The sequence below is a fragment of the Myxococcus sp. MxC21-1 genome, from assembly GCF_032612255.1.
Classification (GTDB): Bacteria; Myxococcota; Myxococcia; order Myxococcales; family Myxococcaceae; genus Myxococcus; species Myxococcus virescens.
On the sequence record NZ_CP123278.1, the window covers coordinates 6,719,011 to 6,739,499 of the forward strand.

At 70.5% G+C, this 20,489-nt stretch carries 17 protein-coding genes and 2 pseudogenes; 10 read left to right on the forward strand and 9 right to left on the reverse strand.

Annotation, left to right across the window (positions count from 1 at the left end; translation table 11 throughout):
- Window positions 1-5 precede the first annotated feature (5 nt).
- A complete protein-coding gene (locus QEG98_RS29755; protein ID WP_316563726.1) occupies window positions 6-1,349 on the reverse strand; it encodes a right-handed parallel beta-helix repeat-containing protein in 1,344 nt (447 codons plus the stop codon).
- Window positions 1,350-1,454: 105 nt separating this feature from the next.
- Here QEG98_RS29755 and QEG98_RS29760 point away from each other — a divergent pair, with 105 nt between their 5' ends.
- From QEG98_RS29760 to QEG98_RS29775, 4 genes and pseudogenes are all read left to right on the forward strand, one after another.
- Window positions 1,455-1,823: an arsenate reductase family protein gene (locus tag QEG98_RS29760; protein WP_316563727.1), complete on the forward strand. Its 369-nt coding sequence runs from the start codon at window positions 1,455-1,457 to the stop codon at window positions 1,821-1,823.
- A gap of 89 nt (window positions 1,824-1,912) precedes the next feature.
- A pseudogene (locus QEG98_RS29765) lies at window positions 1,913-2,770 on the forward strand (hypothetical protein).
- 185 nt (window positions 2,771-2,955) lie between these two features.
- Window positions 2,956-3,900 (forward strand): Circumsporozoite protein, encoded by a 945-nt coding sequence (locus QEG98_RS29770; RefSeq protein WP_244171719.1) that lies wholly within the window; start codon window positions 2,956-2,958, stop codon window positions 3,898-3,900.
- Between the two features lie 40 nt (window positions 3,901-3,940).
- Window positions 3,941-5,113 (forward strand): tetratricopeptide repeat protein, encoded by a 1,173-nt coding sequence (locus QEG98_RS29775; protein WP_316563729.1) that lies wholly within the window; start codon window positions 3,941-3,943, stop codon window positions 5,111-5,113.
- A gap of 19 nt (window positions 5,114-5,132) precedes the next feature.
- On the opposite strand, the gene QEG98_RS29780 is transcribed toward QEG98_RS29775, so the two are convergent.
- The 5 genes from QEG98_RS29780 to QEG98_RS29800 form a co-directional block, all read right to left on the reverse strand.
- Window positions 5,133-6,017, reverse strand: coding sequence for an SGNH family hydrolase (locus QEG98_RS29780; RefSeq protein ID WP_316563730.1), 885 nt, complete (start codon window positions 6,015-6,017; stop codon window positions 5,133-5,135).
- A gap of 18 nt (window positions 6,018-6,035) precedes the next feature.
- Window positions 6,036-6,413, reverse strand: a complete 378-nt coding sequence (locus QEG98_RS29785) for an alpha/beta hydrolase (protein ID WP_316563731.1) — start codon at window positions 6,411-6,413, stop codon at window positions 6,036-6,038.
- 30 nt (window positions 6,414-6,443) lie between these two features.
- Window positions 6,444-6,800, reverse strand: a complete 357-nt coding sequence (locus QEG98_RS29790; RefSeq protein ID WP_316563732.1) for a hypothetical protein — start codon at window positions 6,798-6,800, stop codon at window positions 6,444-6,446.
- Window positions 6,801-6,905: 105 nt separating this feature from the next.
- Window positions 6,906-7,670: an amino acid ABC transporter ATP-binding protein gene (locus QEG98_RS29795; protein ID WP_316563733.1), complete on the reverse strand. Its 765-nt coding sequence runs from the start codon at window positions 7,668-7,670 to the stop codon at window positions 6,906-6,908.
- Window positions 7,667-9,112 (reverse strand): ABC transporter substrate-binding protein/permease, encoded by a 1,446-nt coding sequence (locus tag QEG98_RS29800; RefSeq protein WP_316563734.1) that lies wholly within the window; start codon window positions 9,110-9,112, stop codon window positions 7,667-7,669. Before QEG98_RS29800 ends, QEG98_RS29795 begins: the two co-directional genes overlap by 4 nt.
- A 185-nt stretch (window positions 9,113-9,297) precedes the next feature.
- On the opposite strand from QEG98_RS29800, the gene QEG98_RS29805 reads away from it, so the two are divergent.
- The 3 genes from QEG98_RS29805 (at window position 9,298) to QEG98_RS29815 (ending at window position 10,858) form a co-directional block, all read left to right on the forward strand.
- The gene (locus QEG98_RS29805) at window positions 9,298-9,714 is read left to right on the forward strand and encodes an EamA family transporter (protein WP_141591168.1); all 417 of its coding nucleotides are present in this window, start codon (window positions 9,298-9,300) and stop codon (window positions 9,712-9,714) included.
- Window positions 9,715-9,850: 136 nt separating this feature from the next.
- On the forward strand, window positions 9,851-10,546 hold the full coding sequence (locus QEG98_RS29810) for a response regulator (RefSeq protein WP_090490112.1): 696 nt from the start codon (window positions 9,851-9,853) through the stop codon (window positions 10,544-10,546).
- 144 nt (window positions 10,547-10,690) lie between these two features.
- Window positions 10,691-10,858 (forward strand): hypothetical protein, encoded by a 168-nt coding sequence (locus tag QEG98_RS29815; protein WP_316563735.1) that lies wholly within the window; start codon window positions 10,691-10,693, stop codon window positions 10,856-10,858.
- 87 nt (window positions 10,859-10,945) lie between these two features.
- On the opposite strand, the gene QEG98_RS29820 is transcribed toward QEG98_RS29815, so the two are convergent.
- Both QEG98_RS29820 and QEG98_RS42305 read right to left on the reverse strand, forming a co-directional pair.
- Window positions 10,946-11,113 carry a hypothetical protein gene (locus QEG98_RS29820; protein ID WP_316563736.1) on the reverse strand — a complete coding sequence of 56 codons (168 nt, stop codon included), beginning with the start codon at window positions 11,111-11,113 and terminating at the stop codon, window positions 10,946-10,948.
- 277 nt (window positions 11,114-11,390) lie between these two features.
- A pseudogene (locus QEG98_RS42305) lies at window positions 11,391-15,031 on the reverse strand (AAA family ATPase).
- A 333-nt stretch (window positions 15,032-15,364) separates the two neighbouring features.
- On the opposite strand from QEG98_RS42305, the gene QEG98_RS29835 reads away from it, so the two are divergent.
- From QEG98_RS29835 to QEG98_RS29845, 3 genes are all read left to right on the forward strand, one after another.
- On the forward strand, window positions 15,365-17,380 hold the full coding sequence (locus tag QEG98_RS29835) for a YgiQ family radical SAM protein (RefSeq protein WP_316563738.1): 2,016 nt from the start codon (window positions 15,365-15,367) through the stop codon (window positions 17,378-17,380).
- A 71-nt stretch (window positions 17,381-17,451) separates the two neighbouring features.
- Window positions 17,452-18,072, forward strand: a complete 621-nt coding sequence (locus tag QEG98_RS29840; RefSeq protein ID WP_316563739.1) for a hypothetical protein — start codon at window positions 17,452-17,454, stop codon at window positions 18,070-18,072.
- Between the two features lie 143 nt (window positions 18,073-18,215).
- Window positions 18,216-18,722 carry a hypothetical protein gene (locus tag QEG98_RS29845; RefSeq protein WP_316563740.1) on the forward strand — a complete coding sequence of 169 codons (507 nt, stop codon included), beginning with the start codon at window positions 18,216-18,218 and terminating at the stop codon, window positions 18,720-18,722.
- 51 nt (window positions 18,723-18,773) lie between these two features.
- Here QEG98_RS29845 and QEG98_RS29850 read toward each other — a convergent pair whose 3' ends face one another.
- Window positions 18,774-20,396 (reverse strand): hypothetical protein, encoded by a 1,623-nt coding sequence (locus QEG98_RS29850; RefSeq protein ID WP_316563741.1) that lies wholly within the window; start codon window positions 20,394-20,396, stop codon window positions 18,774-18,776.
- Window positions 20,397-20,489: the final 93 nt, after the last annotated feature.

Below are 20,489 nucleotides of genomic sequence, written 5' to 3' on the forward strand. Positions count from 1 at the left end.
GGCCGTTACTGCGTCACCACGCCGCAGTCGCCCGTCATGTTCGTGGCCGGCTGTCCATTCACCGTGTTGCCAGTGAAGACGTTGTCTCGGGTGATGACCAGCTCACCCGTATTCGACCCGCGGTTGCAGGTGATGACACCTCCGGCCCCGCCTCGGTTGTTCACGAAGCGGTTGCCTCGCATGACGACGGTCCGCGACCCGCCGATGTCCTCCAACTGGACGGCCGCGCCGGGGCCCAGCGGGATGTAGTTGCCGTCGAACACGTTGCCCTCCAGCAGGTCATTGTCCGGCTGGAAGTAGTGGATGGCGGCACCACCGCCCAGGTCAAAGATGCCCTGGGGATTGGGCCACGTGAGGATGGGCCGGTCCCAGAGGTCGCTCGTCAGCGAGCCGCCGAAGGCCTGCACGAAGTTGCCCCGGAACGTGTTGCCGCGCAGCACCGTGTTGCGACCGTGGGTGATGCACACCGCTCCACCGCCGGCCATCGAAGAGGTGCCCGGCTGTGCGAAGCGGTCGATTTCACGAATGCGGTTGTTCTCGAAGACGGTGTTCTCCACCCGCGAGCCGTCGGTGAACATCAGATCCAACGCGCCGCAGTTGGCGGAGGACTCGTTGTCACGGAACACCGAGTCCGTAATCGTCACCGCCCCCGGGTAGTAGACCCACAGCGCGGCACGCGTCCAATCGCGGTCGCTGTTGTATTGGTTCTTGCGCACCTTCTCGAAAATCATGTGCTCGAACACCGGGTCGCCCGAGCCCACGGAGTTGGCGCCGTAGAAGTTCATCCCCCACCAGCCATGGGGGTTGGTGGACGTCAGCAGCACGGGCGCATCCGCCGTTCCCCGGACCTGGATGGCGCCGTACACGCGGACCTCCACGCGGCCCGCCTGGTGGTTCATCACACTGTCGGGGGCGTCCGAATCCACGTCCCGCTCCGACACCTCCGGCCGGCCACGGAAGTCCAGGATGACGCCCGGCCCCACCGTCAGCACCTGTCCGTGGGGGATGGTGACGACCCCGTCTGAATCCCCCTCCACCCGGTACGGCGAGCCCTCCACCGTGAGCCGTCCCGTCAACGTCCCTCTGACAATCGTGCCGCCATCCTCGGGGACCTCGATGTCCCGCCCCGCGTCCCGCGTGCCCGCATCGGTGCCACTGTCCGGCGTGCCCGCGTCGCCGTCACTGCCCGCATCCGTGCCGCTGTCCGGCGTGCCTGAGTCCGCGCCGCCGTCCGGCACGCCCGCGTCGTCTCCGGGAGAGGGCCTGTCATCCGGCCCTGACGAACAGGCAACGAGCACCAGGACCACGGGCAGCGCGAACAGCGAGCGCGGGAAGCGGGAGGCTTTCATGTCCCATCGCGCTAACACGCGCTGCTGGCGGCTCGCAAACCGGGTCCGGACGACCCGCGGACTCATCGCTGGGAGGGACGCGGGTGCCCTGTTACAAGCGCGCGCATGGCGAAAGACGTCCTCGTACTCTCATACTCGGGCTGTGGCACCTGCAAGAAGGCGCTGAAGTGGTTGCAGGAGCACGGTATTGCCCACCAGGTGCGCCCCATCGTCGAGACGCCGCCCACCGTGCCGGAGCTGAAGCAATGGATTGCTCGCAGCGGTGTCTCCGTCCGCAAGTGGCTCAACACCAGCGGCCAGAGCTACCGCGCGCTCGGCAAGGCGAAGGTGGATGCCGCCAGCGACGCGGAGCTGGTCGAGTGGCTGGCCGCGGATGGGAAGCTGGTGAAGCGCCCCGTGCTCGTCACCGGTGACACCGTCCTCGTGGGCTTCAAGCCCGAGGCCTACGAGCAGCACTTCGCCTCGCGCGGCTGAGCCTCGCCCGCAAGGCAGGCGACCTGGCGAGCCCACGGCGGGCCGCCTCTCGCCGACCGGGGCGTCGAGTGAAGACTTCATGTCTTCTCATGGAGACCGGCTCACGACGTCCGCTCGGCGAGATTCTCCTGGAACAGGGAGTGATCAACCGCGCCCAGCTCCGGGTGGGATTGGTGCATCACCATGAGGTGCATGTCCCGCTCGGGCGGGCGCTGGTGCGAGAGGGCCTCTGCTCCGAAGCCGACGTGCTTCGCGGACTCGCCGAGCAGTTCGGTGTGGACGCGGTGGACCTGGAACGGACCCCGCCAGACGCCAGGCTGCTGAACCACATCCCCGCTCGCGTGGCGCGCCAGTATCGGGTCGTCCCGCTGCGCATCGAAAAGGTGCTGCTGGACCAGGGCGAGCGCGAAGTGCTCCACATCGCGCTGCCCGCCCCCGTGTCGTTGGATGCGGTGGACGCCGTCCGCGCCGTGTCCGGAATGCCACGCGTCGAAGCGCACATCGCCTCGGACGCGGCGCTGGCCCGCGCGCTGGCCGACCTCTATGGCATCGAGACGCCCGCCGAGCCGCCCGCGCCCCCTCACTCGCGCCCGGGGGCCCCTGCTGCTCTATGGCTGGCCGCCGGTCACGGCGGTGCTCATCACCCGGCTGCTGGCGAGGAACGGCCTCCAGGCCCGCACCGCCACCCCCTGGAGGTGCTGCACACCGGGCCGGAGGACGTCGTGCTCGCGCCCCTCCAGGCCATGGAGGGCCTGCTGGCCGGGGAGGTCCACATCCAGGGCGCCCTCATCGTCCACGGCAGCGATGACGAGAGCTTCGACCGGGTCCGCGAGCTCGGCGCACGCGGCTTCCTGGCCAGCCCCCGGGACGAGGAGCTCCTGCTGCGCGCCGTCCGCCGGCTGAGGCCCGACCCCGGCTCGCCCGACTCGGTCCCTCCCTCGCACTGAATCCCACCTGGACGCCGATGGGGCTCGATTCGCGCGCGGAGTGGGATGAAGACTCACCCAGTTCGAGAAAAATCCGGGCCTCGATTCTCAAAAAATGAAGGGACCAAGCAACTGCGGAAGCGGATCACGGAAAATGGGGACAGATGGCGTCCTTCCGGGCGCCCCCGAATCTCGCTGGAGCCCCCATGTCCCCCCGCATTGGCAACCGTCCGCAGCCGCCCCCGCCGCCGCCGCCCCCGCCCCCGGCTCGCGACACCCGGCCTCCTGCCCAGGGTGGACGTAACGGCCCGCGGGTTGACACCCAGGCTTCCGCGTCCGGTTCGGTGGAGCAGCCGCGGCACAGCGCGCTGAGCGGCCAGTCCAGCTTCACGGCCGGCGGTGCCCGCGCCGATGTGAGCGGCACCGGCCCCGGTGGCATCGACACGCGCGCCCACGTCCAGGGTCCCACGTTCTCCGCGGATGCGCAGGTGGACGCGGACATCGGCCTGTCCGGCATCGACGTGAGCGTCGACATCGACATCGAGGCCAACCTCATCGAGGCGGGCGCCGGGGCCTCCAAGACGGTCGAGTTCGAGATTGCCGGCGAGGAGTACTCTGTCGAACTGGACCTGGAAGCGCTGGGCAAGATTGGCGCCGAGGGCAGCATCGAGCTGGACCTGCACGTGGGCACCGACGGCAACGTGTCCATCAACGCCGCGGCCTCCGGCTTCGCGGGTGCGCAGGCGAGCCTCACGGGCTCCATCGAGCTGAAGCACGAGGACAACACGCTCGCGTCCGGCAGCATCACCGCCAGCGCCAGCGCGGGTGTCAGCGGCGACGCGCACGCCAACATCGGCATCGAGAACGGCAACCTGGAGTTCGACGTTGGCGTGGAGGCCACCGCGGGCCTGGGCCTGGGCGTGGAAGTCGAGGGCTCCGTCAATGCCGGCAACGTGCTGAAGGCCGTGGGTGAGACGGCCGCCGCCGCCGGTGGCGAAATCCTGGAGAACGTGGTCGACGGCGCCATCAACGCCGGCGGCGCGGTGGCCGACGCGGCGGGCAAGGTCTTCACCAACGCGGCGGACGCCGTGACGGACTTCGCGGGCGACGTGGGCAACGGCATCAAGAACGCCTGGGACAAGGTCTTCTAGAGGTACCCACCTCACGCCCCCGCCGCTAGAATCGGTGCCCATGGCCGTCTCCAAGCTGGCATCCTCCGCCGCGCGTCTCATGAAGCAGGGTCTGCTGAAGGAGGCGGCCCGAGACTTCGAGCGCGCCATCGAACAGGACCCGAAGGATGCCAGCGCGTTGCTGGGGCTGGCCCGGTTGCGGCTGGCCCAGCACGACGAAACGGCGGCCCGCGCGGTGCTTCAGCGACTGGTGGCGCTGCACCCCACCCACCCGGAGGCGCTGAGCCACCTGGCCCGGCTGGACGCGGAGAAGGGTGATGCGCGCCAGTTGGACCTGCTGGCCGCGCTCGCCGCGCAGCCCAAGGCGGGCTTCTTCGAGGTCATCAACCACGGCCGCGCCCTGCTGGGGCATGACCGGTACGCCGCCGCCATCCCGGAGCTGGAGCGCGCACTGGCGCTGCAGCCCGGCAATGCCCAGACGCTGACGTACCTGGGCATGGCCCTCCAGGGTGACAAGCAGTTGGACCGGGCACTGCGGCGCTATCAAGAGGCCGCGGAGGCCAACAAGACGGAGCACCTGCCGCTCCAGCTCGCCGCGCGTGTGCAACTGCTGCAAGGGCACGTGGGCGCGGCCATCGTCACGCTTCGGCAGGCAATCCTGCGCAGCCCTCGGGAGACAGCCCTCTTCCGGGAGTTCGCTTCACTGTGCTTGATGGCCGGCGCCCCCGAAGCGGCGATGCGCGCCGCCATCGAGCTGCGCCTCCAGCTCCCCGACAGCGCGGACGCCATCTACCTGCACGGCATCTCCGCCTTCGTGGCCGGCAAGGACGAGGACGCGGACCGCATCCTCCGCGAGGCGCTGGCCAAGGCCCCGGAGTCCGCGCCCGTGCGCGTGGCGCTGGCCAAGGTGCGCCGCAAGCTGGGTGACGACGCGGAGGCCCAGACACTGCTCGAGGCCGCCGTGGCGGCGGACCCGTCCGAGGCCGGCGCCGCCAACGATTTGGCCGTGCTGCACCTGTCGCGTCCCGGTGGTGCCGCCGCCGCGCGCGCCATCCTCACCGAGGCCTTGAAGCATCACCCGGATGACGCGGGCGTCCACCTCAACCTGGCGCTGGCCCTGGCGGACAGCGACAAGGCCCAGGCGCTCACGCACGCCAGGCGCGCCCAGGCGAGCACCCACCGCGACATCCGCGAGCAGGCCGAGCGGCTCGTCACCGCCCTGAGCCCGCACTGACGCGGCCTTCGCCGCGCGGCTAGCCCTGCTGGAGCAGGCCCAGCACGCCCAGCACCTCGGGGTACACCTTGTTGGCGAAGTAACGGCCACCCGCGACGGTGAAGTGCACGCCGTCCGCCATGCGCAGGCGCATGGGCTTGCGGAAGCCATCCACCCGGGCCTGACTCAGCGCTCGCCCCTTCGCGTCGGTGAAGAAGGGGCGCGTGTCCAGGTGCACCGCATCCTGTCGGGAGGAGATGACCTCGCGCTGGAGGGCGCGGATGATGCGCAGCTTCTGCTCGAAGCGCTTGAGCCCCGTGGCCGGCAGCTCCAACCAGACAATCTTCCGGCCGGGCGAGGAGAGCACGGTCAGGAAGTCATTGATGCGCTGACGGTAGGCGGCCTCCCACTCCGCATGTCCCCAGTGGATGGCCTTGCCACCCTGGGTGTCCTGGAGCGACTGCCCGTCGTTGCCCCCGAGGATGACGACGACGACGTCCGGCTGGTGACGCTCCACCTCCTCGCGGCCCACGTCCATCCAGTCGAAGAAGTCCGGACGGGCCAGGCCCGTGGAGGACTTGGCGCGGCGGGCCGACTGGATGCGCGGGTGCGCGTCCAACTGGGCCTGGAGGTACTCCCCGAAGCCGGTGGCGATGAGGCTGTCCCCCAGCAGCAGCACCTTGTGCTTGCGCGCCACTTCGGGCGACGGAGCGGGAGCCTCCGGTGCCGCGGCGGGCGGAGGCACGGCCGTGGGCGCCACGGTGGAGGGCGACGGCTCCTGCACGGAAGCAGCGGGCGCGGGCGTCGCGGAGACAGCGAAGAGGGTGACGAGCAATCGCGTGAGACGGTTCTGCATTGGCGCCCGAAAGGTAGCGATCCCCGCGCCTTCCGTACATCCCCCTGTCGGTCCGAAGGTGCCCCGCACCGCCCCTGCCGGGCTGCGTCAGGCGGCGCTGCTCTCCATTTCGGGCACCGCCGGCGCGTCCAGGGCCGCCAACCAGGGCCGCAGGAGCCCCGCGCACGCCTCCGGGTGCGTGAAGTAGGGCACATGCCCCGCGCCCCGCAGCAGGTGCCGGGGCGTTCCCGGCGGCAGCGACGCGGCCAGGCGCTCCACCGTTGACGGCGGCACCAGCACGTCCCGCGTCCCCTGGATACAGACGCAGGACACGGGCAGCCTACGCAGCTCCGGTGGGGGCGCCTCGCCCCGGATGGCCAGGGCGCGATGCGGTGGAGCTGCGCTCCAGCGCCGTGGTGGGCACGACTTCGGGCACGCGGGAGAAAGACACCGGCGTCCAGGCCGCGAGCCCCGCCGCCACCGCACCCGGCCGGGCCCACCGGGCGATGGGGCCCATCATGCCAATGACGAGCCCGCGCACGCCCAGGTGCTCGGTGCGGGTAAAGGCGCCCAGGAAGGCCACGCCTCGCGCCGCGCCAGCCGCCGCCGGTGCGCGGCCACCATGCCTCCGAAGGAGCTGGCCACCACCGCGTCCACATCTCCCACGGCCCGCAGCACCTGCCGCGCCAAGGCGCCCGCGCCGCACGCGGCCGCCTCACCTTCGGGGTACTCCACCAGGATGGGACGGGCCCAGGGCAATAACTGGTGGGCCAGCGCCTGGAAGCCGGAGCCACGCGCGCCCAGTCCGGGCAGCAGCAGCACCCGAGGCCCTCGCCCCTGCCCCCACTCCATCCACTGGACCTCTCGACGCATGCCTCTCCTTCGCGGGACGCGGCGAGGAACACCGCCAGTGCGCCGGTTCTGCCCGGCCCGTCCGTCAGCATGCCCGGCGGGCAGGCCGCGATGCCAGTGAGGCGCTCAGGCCCCCATCGTGCGCAGCGCGGGGACGCGGCCCAGGCCCAGGAAGGCGCGCGTGCGCTCATGGTGCGGATTGGCGAGCACCCGGGCGGGCGGGCCCTCTTCGATGATGTGCCCGCCGTGCAGCACCAACACGCGCGAGGCCAGCTCGTACGCGAAGCGCATCTCGTGGGTCACCGCCACCAGGGTGAGGCCGTCCGAGAGCAGTTGCTCCAACAGGTCAATCAGCGCCCCCACCCGCTCCGGATCCAACGCGCTGGTGGGCTCGTCCATCAGCAGCACCTCCGGTTCCATGGCCAGGGCCCGGGCAATGGCCACCCGCTGCTGCTCGCCGCCGGAGAGCTCGGAGGGGTACGCGTCCTCGCGGTGGGACAGGCCGACCTTCGCCAACAACGCCCGGCCCCGCTCGTTGGCCTCTTGCCGCCCCACGCCCTTCACGTGCATGGGGGCCTCCGTCACATTGCCCAACGCCGTGCGATGCGCGAACAGGTGCCACTGCTGGAAGACAAAGCCGACGCGGCGGCGGATGCGGCGCACCTTCTCTCCCTGCGCGCGGACATCGCCCGGAGCCAGCGTGTCCGGCCCCACGCGCACCACGCCCCCGTCGAAGGACTCCAGTCCGTTGAGGCACCGCAGCAGCGTGCTCTTGCCCCCACCGGAGGGGCCCACCAACGCCGTCACCTCGCCCGGGGAGAAGACGGCGTTGATGCCCTCCAGCACCGGCCGCCCCTCGTAGCGCTTGCTCAGCTTCTCGACTTCAATCATCCGCGCTCCAGCCTCGCTTCCAGGTGCCTCGCCAGCCGGGACAAGGGATAGCTCATTGCCAGGTACATCAATGCGCACAACGCGCCAGGTATCAGCCAGCTTCGAACATCCACCGCGGTAATCGTCATCCGCTTCGTGAGCTCCACCACGGAGATGACGGATACCAAGGAGCTGTCCTTGAGCAGCGCGATGAAGTCGTTCGCCACGCCCGGCAGCGCCACGCGGAAGGCCTGGGGGAGGATGACCCGCCGCAGCGCCAGCCGCAGGGGCATGCCCAGTGCCATCGCCGCCTCCAGCTGCCCTCGCGGCACGGCCAGCACGCCCGCCCGGTAGACCTCCGACTCGTAGGCCGCGTAGTTCAGGCCCAGCCCGAGGATGGCCGCGCTGATGGGGTCCAACCGGAGCACTCCGGCCAACCCGTAGTAGAGGACGTAGAGCTGAAGCAGCACCGGCGTGCCGCGAAACAATTCCACATAGGCCGTGGACAGCCGGGCCGCCCAGCCAGGCCCGTACAGCCGCGTCAGCGCCAGCCCCACGCCCAGGGGGATGGCCAGCACCATGGCGCCCACGGACACCAGCAGCGTCACGCCCGCGGCCTGGAGGAACAGCACCAGCTGTCCCCAGCCCATGCGCGCCGTCTGCGTGGGCGCCAGCACCTCGCGGGTCTGCGCATCCGTCCAGTCGACCATGCGCTGCTGCTCGGCGTTGTCGATGCCCCAGCGCTGGAAGATGGCGCGCAGCTCGCCCGAGCGAGCGATGTTCCCCAGCGCCGTGTCCAGCGCCTCCCGCAGGTCCTCCTCACCGGGCCGCACGGCGATGGCGTAGTAGCCTTTCCCCACGTCGCCCACCACCCGGAGCCCTGGACGTGGCTGCCCGTAGCGCTGCGCGATGATGTCGTCCATCAACACGGCGCGCACCCGCCCCTGCTCCAGGTCGATGTAGGGCTCCTCCACGCCTTCGTAGGGAACCGCCTCCACGCCGCTGCGCTGGAGCAGGTCCCACGCCAGGGAGTTGGCCAGCGTCCCCACCCGCTGGCCCTTCAGCGCATCCAGCCCGGTAACGGCCGCATCGTCCCGCCGCGCCAGCAAGCGCAGGTGGAAGACGTAGTAGGGCCGCGTGAAGAGGATGCGCCCGGAGCGCGACGGCGTGACTTCGAGGCCGTTGAGCGCCACGTCGAACGAGCCACGCTCCAACGAGGGGACCAGGCTGGACCAGTCGTTCTGGACGAACCGGGCCCGAACCCCCAGCTCACGCGCCAGGGCTTCCGCCAATTCCACCTCGAAGCCTCGCATGCCCCCCGGTGCGTCCGGGTCCTCCATGGCGTAGGGCTCTCCACCCTGGGCATCCGCACCCCAACGAAGCTCCCCCGTGCGGCGCACCCGCGCCAGTCCCGAGTCCTGTTCCGCGCCACACGCGCTCAGCAACGCCAGCAGCGCCAGCACGGAGGGCAGGAGGAATGAAGGCCTGATTGCCTGGGACAGTGACGGGCTCCTTCTGGCGTGTGCGAGGCCCCCCGCCATATGCCAGGAGCCGCCCCACCGCCAGTCGCTCCTGACAGCGCCGCCCCGCACTGGTAGGCCGATGACCCTGAGTGGCATTCCGCCGGCTCCGGAACCTGGGGATTTCGATGCCGTGGTGGGTCTATGCACTGCTCTCCGCGGGCTTCGCGGCACTGACGGCGGTGCTGGCGAAGATGGGCGTGGAAGGTATTCCCTCCACGCTCGCCACCGCCATCCGCACTGTCGTGATTCTGGTGTTCGCCTGGAGCATCTCCCTGGCGCGCGGGGAGCATCACGCCCTGCCCTCCATCAGCCGCAAGACACTCCTCTTCCTGGTGCTGTCCGGCGTGGCCACGGGCCTGTCGTGGCTGGCCTACTTCCGCGCGCTCCAGCTCGGGCCCGCCTCCCGCGTGGCGCCCCTGGACAAGCTCAGCCTGCCGCTCACCCTCCTGCTGGCGTTCCTCATCCTCCACGAACCCCTCACCTGGCGGATGGGTGTGGGCGTGACGCTCATGGCCGTGGGTGCATTGCTGACGTTGAAATGAACCCCGGGTGCAATGGGATGAAGCAATCCCACCCACCCTGTCGCAGGTGCGAGCATGACCCGGCATTCATTTTCCAGACGCTGGGATTTTCCGTAGGTGCCCGGTCTAGAGTGCGCGCCCGAGGAGCGACGTTGTCATGGATGCGTTCAAGGTTCTGGTGGTCGACGATGAGCAGCCCATCGCACGCGCGCTGCAGCGTCTGTTGAAGCGAGAGGGATTCGAGGTCCAGATTGCCTTCAACGGCAACGAGGCGCTGGAGCGGCTGGAAGGGTTCAGCCCGGACATCGTCCTGACGGATTTCCGGATGCCAGGAATGACGGGCAGCGAGCTGCTCCAGCGCATCAAACGCAGCCATCCGCTGGCCCTGCGCCTCATCATCTCCGGCTATGCGGACTTCAAGTCCGTGGTGGCCTCCGTGAACGAGGGCGAAATCTGCCGGTTCATCAGCAAGCCCTGGGACGACGCGGAGCTGGTGACGTACCTCAAGGGCCTGCTGCGGCACCGCGAGACGATGGCGTGCCTCTACGCCCCCTTCCGGGAAGCGCCGGACGGCGTGAACGCGGAGGTGGGCATGTCCGCCGCGTCCATGGTGCTCAAGGTGCAGGTGGCCGACCCGTCCTTCCCGGCGGACCAGGCCGTTGCGCTCATCGAGCGCTTCGCGGGCCTGCTGGCCGACGACCGCCTCAAGGTGGTGGGCGGATTGCTCAAGCGCTACGGCGGGCGCCTGTCCTTCATGGCGGACGTCGGTGGCCCCCAGCGGCTCCGGCTGGAGGTGCCGATGCCCACCCTGGAAACCGTCAACGCCCTCCGCCCAGGCGCGAGCGACGCCTGACAGCGACGCAGCCCGCCGCACATCGGCGCCCCCTGCCTGACAACGCATCGTGCGGTCCGGGCGCTCGCGCACCACCGCGCGCTGGATATCGCGGGTGCCCGGGAGCTGCTCGACCGGGCCATCCAGTGCAGTCAGAAGCCCTCCATGGCGCGGCTGGCCGACCTGGCCCGCATGCCCTTCCGCAAGCCGGAGGACGCGCGGGTGCTGGAGCAGGGCCTGGGGGCGCTGCGCGATTCGGGCGCGCAGGACCTCGCGCTGCTGCGCCACATCGAGGGACGCTTCTACCTGGAGCAGGTCGCGCACAGAGGGTAGGCGCTGTCACGGCAGGCGCTGGCCGACGCCTCCAGGCTGCCGGCAGCGAGCGTGAGCGCGCACAAGGCCCGCGTCTACAGCTACACGTCACTCATCCTCGACGCGGGCCGGACGGGCGAAGGGGCTGGCGCTCTTCGCCGAAGAGCACGCCATGCCCGCACCGGAGCGGTACGTGTTGGGCGTCGCGGTGGATGACGAGCGGACCTTCGTCGTTGCCCGGGACGCGGAGGGGCGCCTCCTGGTCCACCACGACACGGGAAGGAGGGCGCCGGAGGAAGGCGTCGAAGGCCTGGTAACCGACGCGGTGAGGAAGGCCCTTCGCGCCTGCCCCAGCGTGGACGTCCTCGCGCGGCCGCCGGTGCAGGGGCGCGCGGGGCTGCTGCCGCCCGAAATCGCCTGGTCCGACCGGGTGGGCGGCCTGCCCGATACGCCGCCGTCCCAAGCGAACGCCCAGCGGCTCATCGTGACGGACGTGCTGGCGCCCGCGTCGCTGCACCCGCCCACGCTGCGCGCGTGGAACCCGGCCAGCGAACTACCGCGCGTCCGCCCCCGAGGCTCCCTCGGGGGCTGGAGCCGCCGGCACGAGCCCGCTCAGTGTCTCCACGTAGGTGGCGGCCACGCGAAGGAAGCGCGCGCCCTTCACACCGGTGAGGTACTGCCGTTTCATCGCGCGCGTCGCGCCCACGTAGAACATGGCGCGGCGGATGCGCTCGTTCTCCCGGGCAGAGCGCTCGCGGGCACCAGCCATCCACTGCTCCGCGGTGTCCAGCGCATCCAGGCCCGCGAAGAAGACGATGGGGCATTCGTGCCCCTTGCAGGAGAACACCGTGGTGGCGCGCACGTGGTCCACGCCGCTGACGCGGAAGTCCGTCACGTTGCGCCCGCCCTTGCCTCCGTAGGCCTCCGCGGGCACGCCCGCGCGCTTGAGCGCCTCCGTGTACTGGGAGGGCATGACGGGGGCCACCACGAGGATGTCACTGGGGTGGACGCCCTCCTCGCGGATGAGGCGGGCCACCTCGCGAGCCACCTGCCGCGCCTCGCTGGCACTGGAAGCGAAGCCGCGCACCTGAGGCAGCACGCCGCCGCGCTCGGTGGACTGCACGCGGAAGAGGCCCTCCAGCGTCTCCTCCGGAAGCCAGACGAGCCCCTCGCGCGCCAGCTCGCCCACCTTCATGTATTCGCGCATGCCGGGCTCGGCCGCGGCGTGCTGGCGCAGCGGGTCCAGCACCACGTTGAAGGCGACGTCGAGGATGTCCCGGGTGGCGCGGAACGTCTCCTTGAGAACGCGGGTGCGGCCACGGAACGACAGCCCCTCGGGTAGTTGCTCCTTGAGCGCGTCGATGGGCACCTGGCCGTAGACGTTCTGCGAGTCGTCCATGAAGAGCTGGAAGCAGCGCACCTCGCGCCCGTCCGGCAACGTGTCCGGACGCACCAGCGTGTGGAGCATGGCCAGCGCCTTGGCGTCCATGTCCTGGGCCTCGTCGACGAAGACGCCATCGAAGGAGGCGGGGGCATGGCGGCGCAGCGCCCCCACGTGCCGCACCGTCACCCGTGCGCGCAGCTCACGAACCCGCAGGCGGCCCGCGCGCTGGGCCAGCGCCTCCACCAACAACTTGTCCACCAGCGGGGCCAGCGCGCGGTTGAAGAAGGACACCAGCACCTGCGCCTCGGAGTGCTCCAGCAGGTAGCGCGCCACCCAGTGCGCCAGCACGTACGTCTTGCCGCTGCCCGCCACGCCGCGCACCAGGTGGTGCCCGTCGTCGAAGCGGCGCTCGAAGAGGACACCTGCTCGTGCGTGAAGAGGGCTTGCCGGGCCGCGCGCCCGAGATTTCCGCGCCCAGGTCCACTGGCACCGGCGGGGTGGCGGGGCGGCGCACGCTGCGGCATGGGCAATGGCTCCAGGCGCAGCGGCTCACCGGGGTGCACACGAAGACGCGGCAGCAGAGACAGGAAGCGCTGAGGAATGGTGGCGGCGCGCGCCTCGTCGCGGGAGGCCAGCACCAGCAGATAGTCCTTCGCGCGGCTGGCGGCCACGTTGAGCATGGGCACCAGCGTGTGCGGCGGAAAGGGCCTGCCTCCGGCGACGGTGTCCACCAGCACCACGTCGTACTGGGTGCCCTGCTGGCGATGGATGGTGGACGCGCTGAAGACGTCCCCGCGCAGGCCCGCGGCATTGCCCAGCCGGCGCAGCAGCGCGGCCTGCGCGCGGTAGGGCGTGACACACAAGACGCTGAGGCCAGAGCGCACCGCCTCGCGCGCCAGGGACACGGCGAGGTTGGCGGACAGCTCGCGCTGATAGCCGGAGCCCGTCTCCCCGCGGCCGTGCGTGAGGCGCTTTGAATCTCGCGTGAGGCCGTCCAGCACCACCCAGCCCGCGCGCACCGAGGGGAACGCGGCCACCGGAGCGGGCCGCTCCGCGCGCCGCTTGACGACGTCGCCATCCTCCAGCGCGCCGCCATAGCAGAAGTGGCTCACCACCTTCGCGATGTCCGGGTGCATGCGGTGCTGGGTGCGCAGCAACAACACATCCGCGCGCGCCGCGTCCTTCACCGCGTCTTCCAGGTGCGACAGCCCGCTGCCGCGAAGCCACTTCTGCGTGCCCTTGCCCGCGCCCTCCGCGGCGCGGCTCACGGGGCCAATCTGCTTCGGGTCTCCCGCCAGCGTCACCCGCTCCGCCAGCGGCCCCATCAACGCGGTGGCCGCGCGAGTCACCATGCCGGCCTCGTCCACCACCAGCCGCGCGAAGTGCCGCTTTCCCTCCAGCTCCGACACCAGGCGCAACGCGCGGTGTACGGTGACCACCACCAGCGGGCAGTCCCCCTTCTCCACTTCCTTGAGCGTGGGGTCCTTCACCTTGCCGCGCAGTCCGCGCAGCTCCGCCTGGAGCTTGGCCAGCTCATGGGCGGGGCCGCCTCGCACCCGCTGGAGGATGAGTTCCCGCTCCCGCTCCTCGATGCTGGCGCGCAGCTTGCCGCCCTTGGTGTCCTCCAGCATGACGGTGGGCAGCTTCACCAGCGCCTCGCTCGCGCCGGTGCCGCCACGGAAGATGCTGCGCGCCAGGGGCCGCAGCGGAATGGGCTCGCGCTCCAGCAGCGCGCTGACGCGGAGGACCAGCTCGTCCGCGGCGCGGTTGGTGGGCGCCACCGCGAGGATGCGCTCGCCCGGGAAGGCGCGCAGCGCCCGCGCGATGAGGTCCGCCACCGCCGTCGTCTTGCCCGTACCGGGAGGTCCCCAGATGCAGCCCCAGGGCTGGCGCCACAGCCGGTCGGCCGGAATCAGGGCCTCGTCCTGAGGCGTCAGCGTGGCCGGAGGCGCCTCCCCACAGGCGCGGCGCAGGGACTCGGCGAGGGCGTCCTGCCGCTCTTCGTACGCGGAGGCCGCCGCGCACAGGGCCTCGGCGAAGTCGTAGGGCCGATAGCACCAGCGGTCCGCGGACAGCGCGCGGCGGTCCACGTCATCACCGTGGCTGGGCGCGGCGAACACCCGCCCCGATTCGAAGTCCAGGTGGACGACGTCTCCGCCAAAGACGCACTCCTCCCCCAGGAAGCCGAGCACCGAACCTCCCGACCAGTCCGGATCCGCCGCCGGACGCGGGATGAGCGACAGCACCCCTGGTCCCTGGAGGCTGACCTCGCGCACGTCCTGCAACAGCTGCGCGCGGTACTGGCTGCGCTCGGACAACAGCGCCTCCCGCAGGTCCTCCGGCAGATACGCGGGCGGAGCCCAGAGCTCGCGGCGCTTCCCGGTGGCCACCGCGGCGCGCATCGCCTCGCGCTCGGCGGGGCTGACGTCCTCTGGCGCGGAGACATCACGCGACGGAACGTCCTCTCCGCCTTCCCGGCCCCGCGCCATCCGCGAGACGAGCAGCAACGGATTCGGCGCCCGGGCCACGTCCGCCTTCGCCTCGGTGGGCGCGGGGGCCTGGGGCGGCTCCACCCGCACCGCGTTCTCGGTGCGCCGCAGCGCCACGTCCTCCTCACGTGGCGGCTCGGGGGCCTGGAACGTGTTGCGCCAGCGCGGCACTGCCCCCACCCGCCGGGGCGGAGCGGCTTCGGGTGGCGGCGCATCGTCGTATTCGACATGCAGCTCGCGCGTGGACGCAGGCGCCTGCGAGCCCCCGTCTCCGGGCTCGGCCGCCTCGCCCGCACGTCCCGCCTCCGGCCCCCGCATCATCGGACGCGCGGCCTCCACACCTCGCCGCGCACCGGCCCTGGGCCACCGGTGCCACGCGGGGCCGTTACATCCGGCAGGGCTGGAGAAGACGCTGCGGCTGCCATGGCGAACACTCGCGAAGCCTACACTTCATGACCTGCCCACCCGAACAGGTCGCCACATGTAAGAGGCCGGCCAAGGTAGGGGAGGCTTGGATCGCCGTCAATGCGCCACACCCAGGGTGCATGCGCGGTGGGTAGGAAGGCAGGCCGCCCCGGTGTACACCCTCTCCAGCCGGGCTTGCTTCCGCGTCCTCCCGATGTTCTGGGTGGAAGCCCCCCGCCCCTCACCGACATGGCCCATTCGACGCGCTACGCCCATCCCTTCCTGCCTACCACCCGTGCCGACATGCAGGCGCGCGGCTGGGAGCAGTGCGACATCATCATCGTGACGGGGGACGCGTACGTGGACCACCCAGCCTTCGGGCCGGTGCTCATCGCGCGCTTCCTGGAAGGTCGCGGCTTCAAGGTGGGCCTCCTCCCCCAGCCGGACTGGCACTCGGCCGAGCCCTTCAAGGCGCTGGGGCCGCCGCGCCTGTTCTTCGGCGTGGCCGCGGGCAACCTGGACTCGATGCTCAACCGGCTGACGGCCCAGAAGAAGAACCGCTCGGAGGACCAGTACAGCCCCGGCGGGCAGACGAACTGCCGGCCGGACCGGGCCACCATCGTCTACGCGCAGCGCTGCCGTGAGGCCTACCCCGACGTCCCCATCATCCTGGGTGGCATCGAGGCCAGCCTCCGCCGCATCGCCCACTTCGACTACTGGAGCGAGAAGGTGCGCCGCTCCATCCTCTTCGACGCCAAGGCGGACCTGCTCGTCTTCGGCATGGGCGAGCGCCCCATCATGGAAGTCGCGGACCGCATGCGCCAGGGTGAGCGCATCCAGGACATCCGCGACGTGCGCGGCACCGCGTACACCATCAACGACGAGGAGATGCGCGCCCTGGAGGCGGACCCGGCCAGGCGCGCCGCGGACCGCAAGACGGTGGTGCTGCCGTCCTACGAGCAGGTCATCGAGGACAAGCACGCCTTCGCGGTGATGAGCCGCGACTTCCAGATGGAGACCAACCCGGGCAACGCGCGTCCGCTGGCGCAGCGCCACGGCAACCGCGCCATCTACATGAACTCGCCCGCGCTCCCGCTGGAGGACGGCGTGGGCACCGCGGGTGCCGAAGGCAAGTCCGTGGCCATGGACGAGCTGTATGACCTGCCCTTCAACCGCGTGCCGCACCCGATGTACCGGGAGCGCATCCCCGCCTACGAGACGGTGAAGCACTCCATCGTCCTCATGCGCGGGTGCTTCGGCGGATGCACCTTCTGCTCCATCACCGAGCACGAGGGCCGCGTCATCCAGAGCCGCTCCGCGGAGAGCGTGCTGCGCGAGGTCCGCGCCCTGCGCCGCATGGGCGACTTCCGGGGCACCATCACCGACCTGGGGGGCCCCACCGCCAACATGTACAAGCTCAAGTGCAAGAGCGAGGACATCGAGAAGCGGTGCCGCAAGCTGTCCTGCGTCCACCCGGGCGTGTGTGAGAACCTCCAGACGGACCACGGCCCCCTCATCAGCCTCATGCAGGACGTGCGCAAGGAGGACGGCGTCAAGCACGTCTTCATCGCCAGCGGCGTGCGGTACGACCTGGCGGAGCGCTCGCCGGAGTACGTGAAGGAGCTGGCCGCGCATCACGTGGGTGGGCAGCTGTCCGTGGCGCCGGAGCACGTATCCCCACGCGTGCTGGAGAAGATGAAGAAGCCCGGCATCGAGAGCTTCGAGCGCTTCCAGCAGATGTTCGCGTGCGCCAGCGAAGAGGCCGGCAAGGAACAGTACGACATTCCCTACTTCATCAGCGGCCACCCGGGCTCCACGCTGGAGGACATGGTGGAGCTGGCGCTATGGCTGAAGCAGAACGGCAAGCGGCCCCGGCAGGTGCAGGACTTCATCCCCACCCCCATGGCCATGGCCACCGCCATGTACTTCACGGGCCTGGACCCGCTGAAGATGGAGCCCGTCTACACGGCCCAGGGCCTGCGCGAGAAGCGGCTCCAGAAGGCGCTGCTGCTCTATTGGAACCCGGAGCAGTGGCCGCTGGCGCGAGAGGCGCTGAAGCTGGCCGGCCGCGAGGACCTCATCGGCCGCGGGCCCCATGCGCTCGTCCCGCCGGAGTCGCCCGGGGAGGCCGCGCGCCGGCAGCGTGCCGAGCGCGACACCGGCGCAGGTGCATCCGCGCCGCGTCATGAGGCCACGCCCCGGTCCGGACCGAATGGAACCGCCCGTCCCCGGGCGCGCCGTCCCGGTGGGCCTCGCGCCCGCTGAGCGCCCTGGGACCTGGGAGCCCGAACGCGCGGTTTGAATAAACCGCCGCGATTTTCGTCGGGCCTCCCACCATGCTCAGCCTCCTCTCCGCGTTGTGGCTCGCCACGGCTCCCGTGGCGACCTCGGAACAGCCCGTGGTCCGCCCCCCGCCTCCGCAGTGCGTGTTCTCCCAGGGACGCTCGGTGTGCGGCTACCAGTGCAAGACGACCGGAACACAGACAGCCTGTGCCCGGACGCCCTACGGCATCTGTGAGGTCCTGGTGGGAGGCGTGCACTGTTGGGACCCGCCCCTGGTCGCCATCCAGCACCCGCCCACCACGAGCGCGAAGCCGGAGTGCAAGGAGAGCCGGGGCCAGGTGGCCTGCGGCTACAACTGCCGTCAGTTCAACGGCGAGGTGGCCTGCAACCGGACGCCCTACGGCGTCTGCTCCACGAACTTCAACAAGCTGACCTGTTGGGACCCGCCGGACGCCGTCATCCACCAGTACGGCGCGGAGACGCCCGCGCCCCGCTGCCTCAACGCCTCCGAGGACATGGCCTGCGGCTATGACTGCAAGGCTACGCGCACCGAGGTGCAGTGCGCCAACACGCCGGACGGCGTGTGCCGGCTCGACAACCAGCGCTTCACCTGCTTCGACCCGCCGTCGCTGCTGCACTGCGACCACAGCGCGCCGCCGCCGCCCCGGCACTGAGACCATACGTCCAGCGCGTGTGGCTCGGCATGCGAGTCATGCCCGCGAAGGGGAGGCCCAGGCCCCCTTTGCGGCGCTACACGGCTCCGGATAGGGTGCGCCGCCTTTCGCGACATCGCGACACACCCAGGAGCACGAAGACGATGGCAAGGACAACCCAGGAGCAGACCCAGGAGCGCCACGCGTTTCTGCTCGAGCTCTTCCGCCAGCAGCCGGACATCAGCAGCAAGGAGGCGCTGGAGTCCTTCAAGGATAAGTTTGGCGGCACCATCAACATGAAGACGTTCAACCAGCTCCGCGAGCAGGCCGAGGACGAAGCCGCGTCGGCCGCCGCCGCCGCGCCCGCCCCCGCCCCGGAAGTGGAGCCCGAGCCCGAGGCCGAGGAGACCGAGGCGACGGTGGACGACGCCGCCGCCCGCCTGAAGGCCGCCGCCGCGGCTCCCGAGGCCATCAACGGCGCGGCCGGCGCCCCCGCCAAGAAGGCCAAGGCGAAGGGCAACGGCCCGAAGAACATCTTCGTGGACGCGCCCAAGGAGCACCTCACCTTCCTGGAGGGCATCATCCAGCAGTTCCAGGAGGCCGGCGCCGCCAACATCCGCATCGACCACGCCACGGACCGGTGGATGGTCGTCGTGGTGGACTCGAAGTAGCAGGACCGTCCCGGGCCAGGCGGAGTGCCCGCCTGGCTGGGAGGCGCGCCGTCAGCGCTCGGCGGACGGCGCCAGCATCTCCAAAGGAAGCAGCGTGGAATGGGACAGGCGGCTCACCTCCAGCGCCGGGCCCGCTCCACTCACGCGCGCCCCCTGGAATCCCGTGGCGTCAGCGGTGCCCTCTTCCCACGCCACGAACCAGGCCGCCCCGTCCCACACCACCACGGGCGCGCGTGACGTCGCCCCGGCGGGCAACACGACGGGCACATCGAGCAACTGTCCATCCAGGCTCACCCGAGCGGCCAGCATGCCCGGCGTGCCGGAGAGATTCTCACTCCAGACCGCCAGATAGGCATCGGTGCCCCGCGCGGCGGCGACCGGAGGCTTGTGGCCCCACGGGCGCGTGAGGCGCAGCGCCGGCCTGTCCTTCACCGTGTCATCGTGCGTCACCCGGGTCGCCAGGATTTCGTGCGGGCCGAATTCGTCCGTGCCTGTCGTCGTGCCCGCGTAGGTGACGAGGAACTTGTGGTCTCCGGCCGCCACGGCGGGCGCGATCTCCTGCTGGAAGTCCCCCGTGGAGATGGTGAAGCTCGAGCCCAGGATGCTTCCGTTGTCCCCCACCCGGACACCGCGCACGCGGTGGATACCCTGCCGGGTGGCATCCCAGACGACGAGCGACTTGTTGCCACTGGGGGCCACCCGAGGCGCCGTCTGCTCGTCCGCGCCCGTGGCGATTCCGAAGGCCGCGGGCCCGTCCAACGCGAGGTTCTTTCGGAAACGGGCGCCGTAGACATCGGCGGTGCCGTTCTTGTCGTCCTGCCACACGACGAAGAAGTGGTTGCCCGTCCACGTCACGTCAGGGACGGTTTGAGCGCCCTCACGGACGACGAGCGGGACACCGCCAGCCCCATCCAGCCGGATGCCGTCTTTCGTCACCCGGTTCCCAAAGAGGTCCGGCGTGAGGGTCCCACCACGCTCGTCACTCCAGACGACCAGGAACTGCTTGCCATCCCAGGCAACGGCCGGCTTGATGGCCATGTTGGAGGCGGAGACGGAGAGCTGCGTGCGCTCGGACACGTCTCCGTCGGACGTCACACGGATGGCGTTGATGATGCTCTCCACATCCCCGATGAAGGGGAAGGCGAGCAGGCACAACTCGTGCGCGCAGGCGATGCCTGGAGGCCCTCCCACTTCATCGGAGCCGAAGACGACGAACCGGCGGCGCACATCTCCGTCGCGCTCCACATGGGCGGCAACCAGACCGGAAGCGCTGACCCAGGTGACCAGGAAGAACTTTCCGTCCCAGGCCACTCGAGGCTGCCCGCCATCCAACCCGCTGCCCGCGTTGATGGGAAAGCCCCCCGGGTCCAGCACCTTCCCCTTGGGTGTCACCCGCGCGCCGAAGACGCCCCCCTCGCGTTCGTCCTGCCAGACGACCAGGAACTGTTTTCCATCAAAGGCCACGCCTTCTCCCGGACGCCCCGTGGGCGGACGCTTCCCGATGTTCCTTCCCATCTCGGACGGTCCGGCCCGCCCGTCCAACGCCTCCCAGACCGCCTCCGGCACGCCTTCAGGCGCGTCGTCCAAGGGCATACCGCAGGCGGACAGCATCACTCCCAGCAACATGCTGCTCCACCGCGCCACTCGCACGGGCTTCCACTTCCCCTGATGCATACGTTGCTCCCCTCTGGTTCGACAGGCGGCAACCTCAGGCGCGCGCGGTGACGCAACAATCCGCCCGGTGGGGAGGGAAACGCATCCGTCACG

Bases quoted from the DNA above. Each gene is read 5' to 3' on its own strand.
- QEG98_RS29770 (WP_244171719.1), top strand. From the start codon at position 2,956: ATGTCCCCCCGCATTGGCAACCGTCCGCAGCCGCCCCCGCCGCCGCCG.
- QEG98_RS29815 (WP_316563735.1), top strand. From the start codon at position 10,691: ATGGCGCGGCTGGCCGACCTGGCCCGCATGCCCTTCCGCAAGCCGGAG.
- QEG98_RS29840 (WP_316563739.1), top strand. From the start codon at position 17,452: ATGCTCAGCCTCCTCTCCGCGTTGTGGCTCGCCACGGCTCCCGTGGCG.
- QEG98_RS29810 (WP_090490112.1), top strand. From the start codon at position 9,851: ATGGATGCGTTCAAGGTTCTGGTGGTCGACGATGAGCAGCCCATCGCA.
- QEG98_RS29795 (WP_316563733.1), bottom strand. From the start codon at position 7,670: ATGATTGAAGTCGAGAAGCTGAGCAAGCGCTACGAGGGGCGGCCGGTG.
- QEG98_RS29835 (WP_316563738.1), top strand. From the start codon at position 15,365: ATGGCCCATTCGACGCGCTACGCCCATCCCTTCCTGCCTACCACCCGT.
- QEG98_RS29850 (WP_316563741.1), bottom strand. From the start codon at position 20,396: ATGCATCAGGGGAAGTGGAAGCCCGTGCGAGTGGCGCGGTGGAGCAGC.
- QEG98_RS29760 (WP_316563727.1), top strand. From the start codon at position 1,455: ATGGCGAAAGACGTCCTCGTACTCTCATACTCGGGCTGTGGCACCTGC.
- QEG98_RS29755 (WP_316563726.1), bottom strand. From the start codon at position 1,349: ATGAAAGCCTCCCGCTTCCCGCGCTCGCTGTTCGCGCTGCCCGTGGTC.
- QEG98_RS29775 (WP_316563729.1), top strand. From the start codon at position 3,941: ATGGCCGTCTCCAAGCTGGCATCCTCCGCCGCGCGTCTCATGAAGCAG.
- QEG98_RS29790 (WP_316563732.1), bottom strand. From the start codon at position 6,800: ATGCGTCGAGAGGTCCAGTGGATGGAGTGGGGGCAGGGGCGAGGGCCT.
- QEG98_RS29845 (WP_316563740.1), top strand. From the start codon at position 18,216: ATGGCAAGGACAACCCAGGAGCAGACCCAGGAGCGCCACGCGTTTCTG.
- QEG98_RS29805 (WP_141591168.1), top strand. From the start codon at position 9,298: ATGCCGTGGTGGGTCTATGCACTGCTCTCCGCGGGCTTCGCGGCACTG.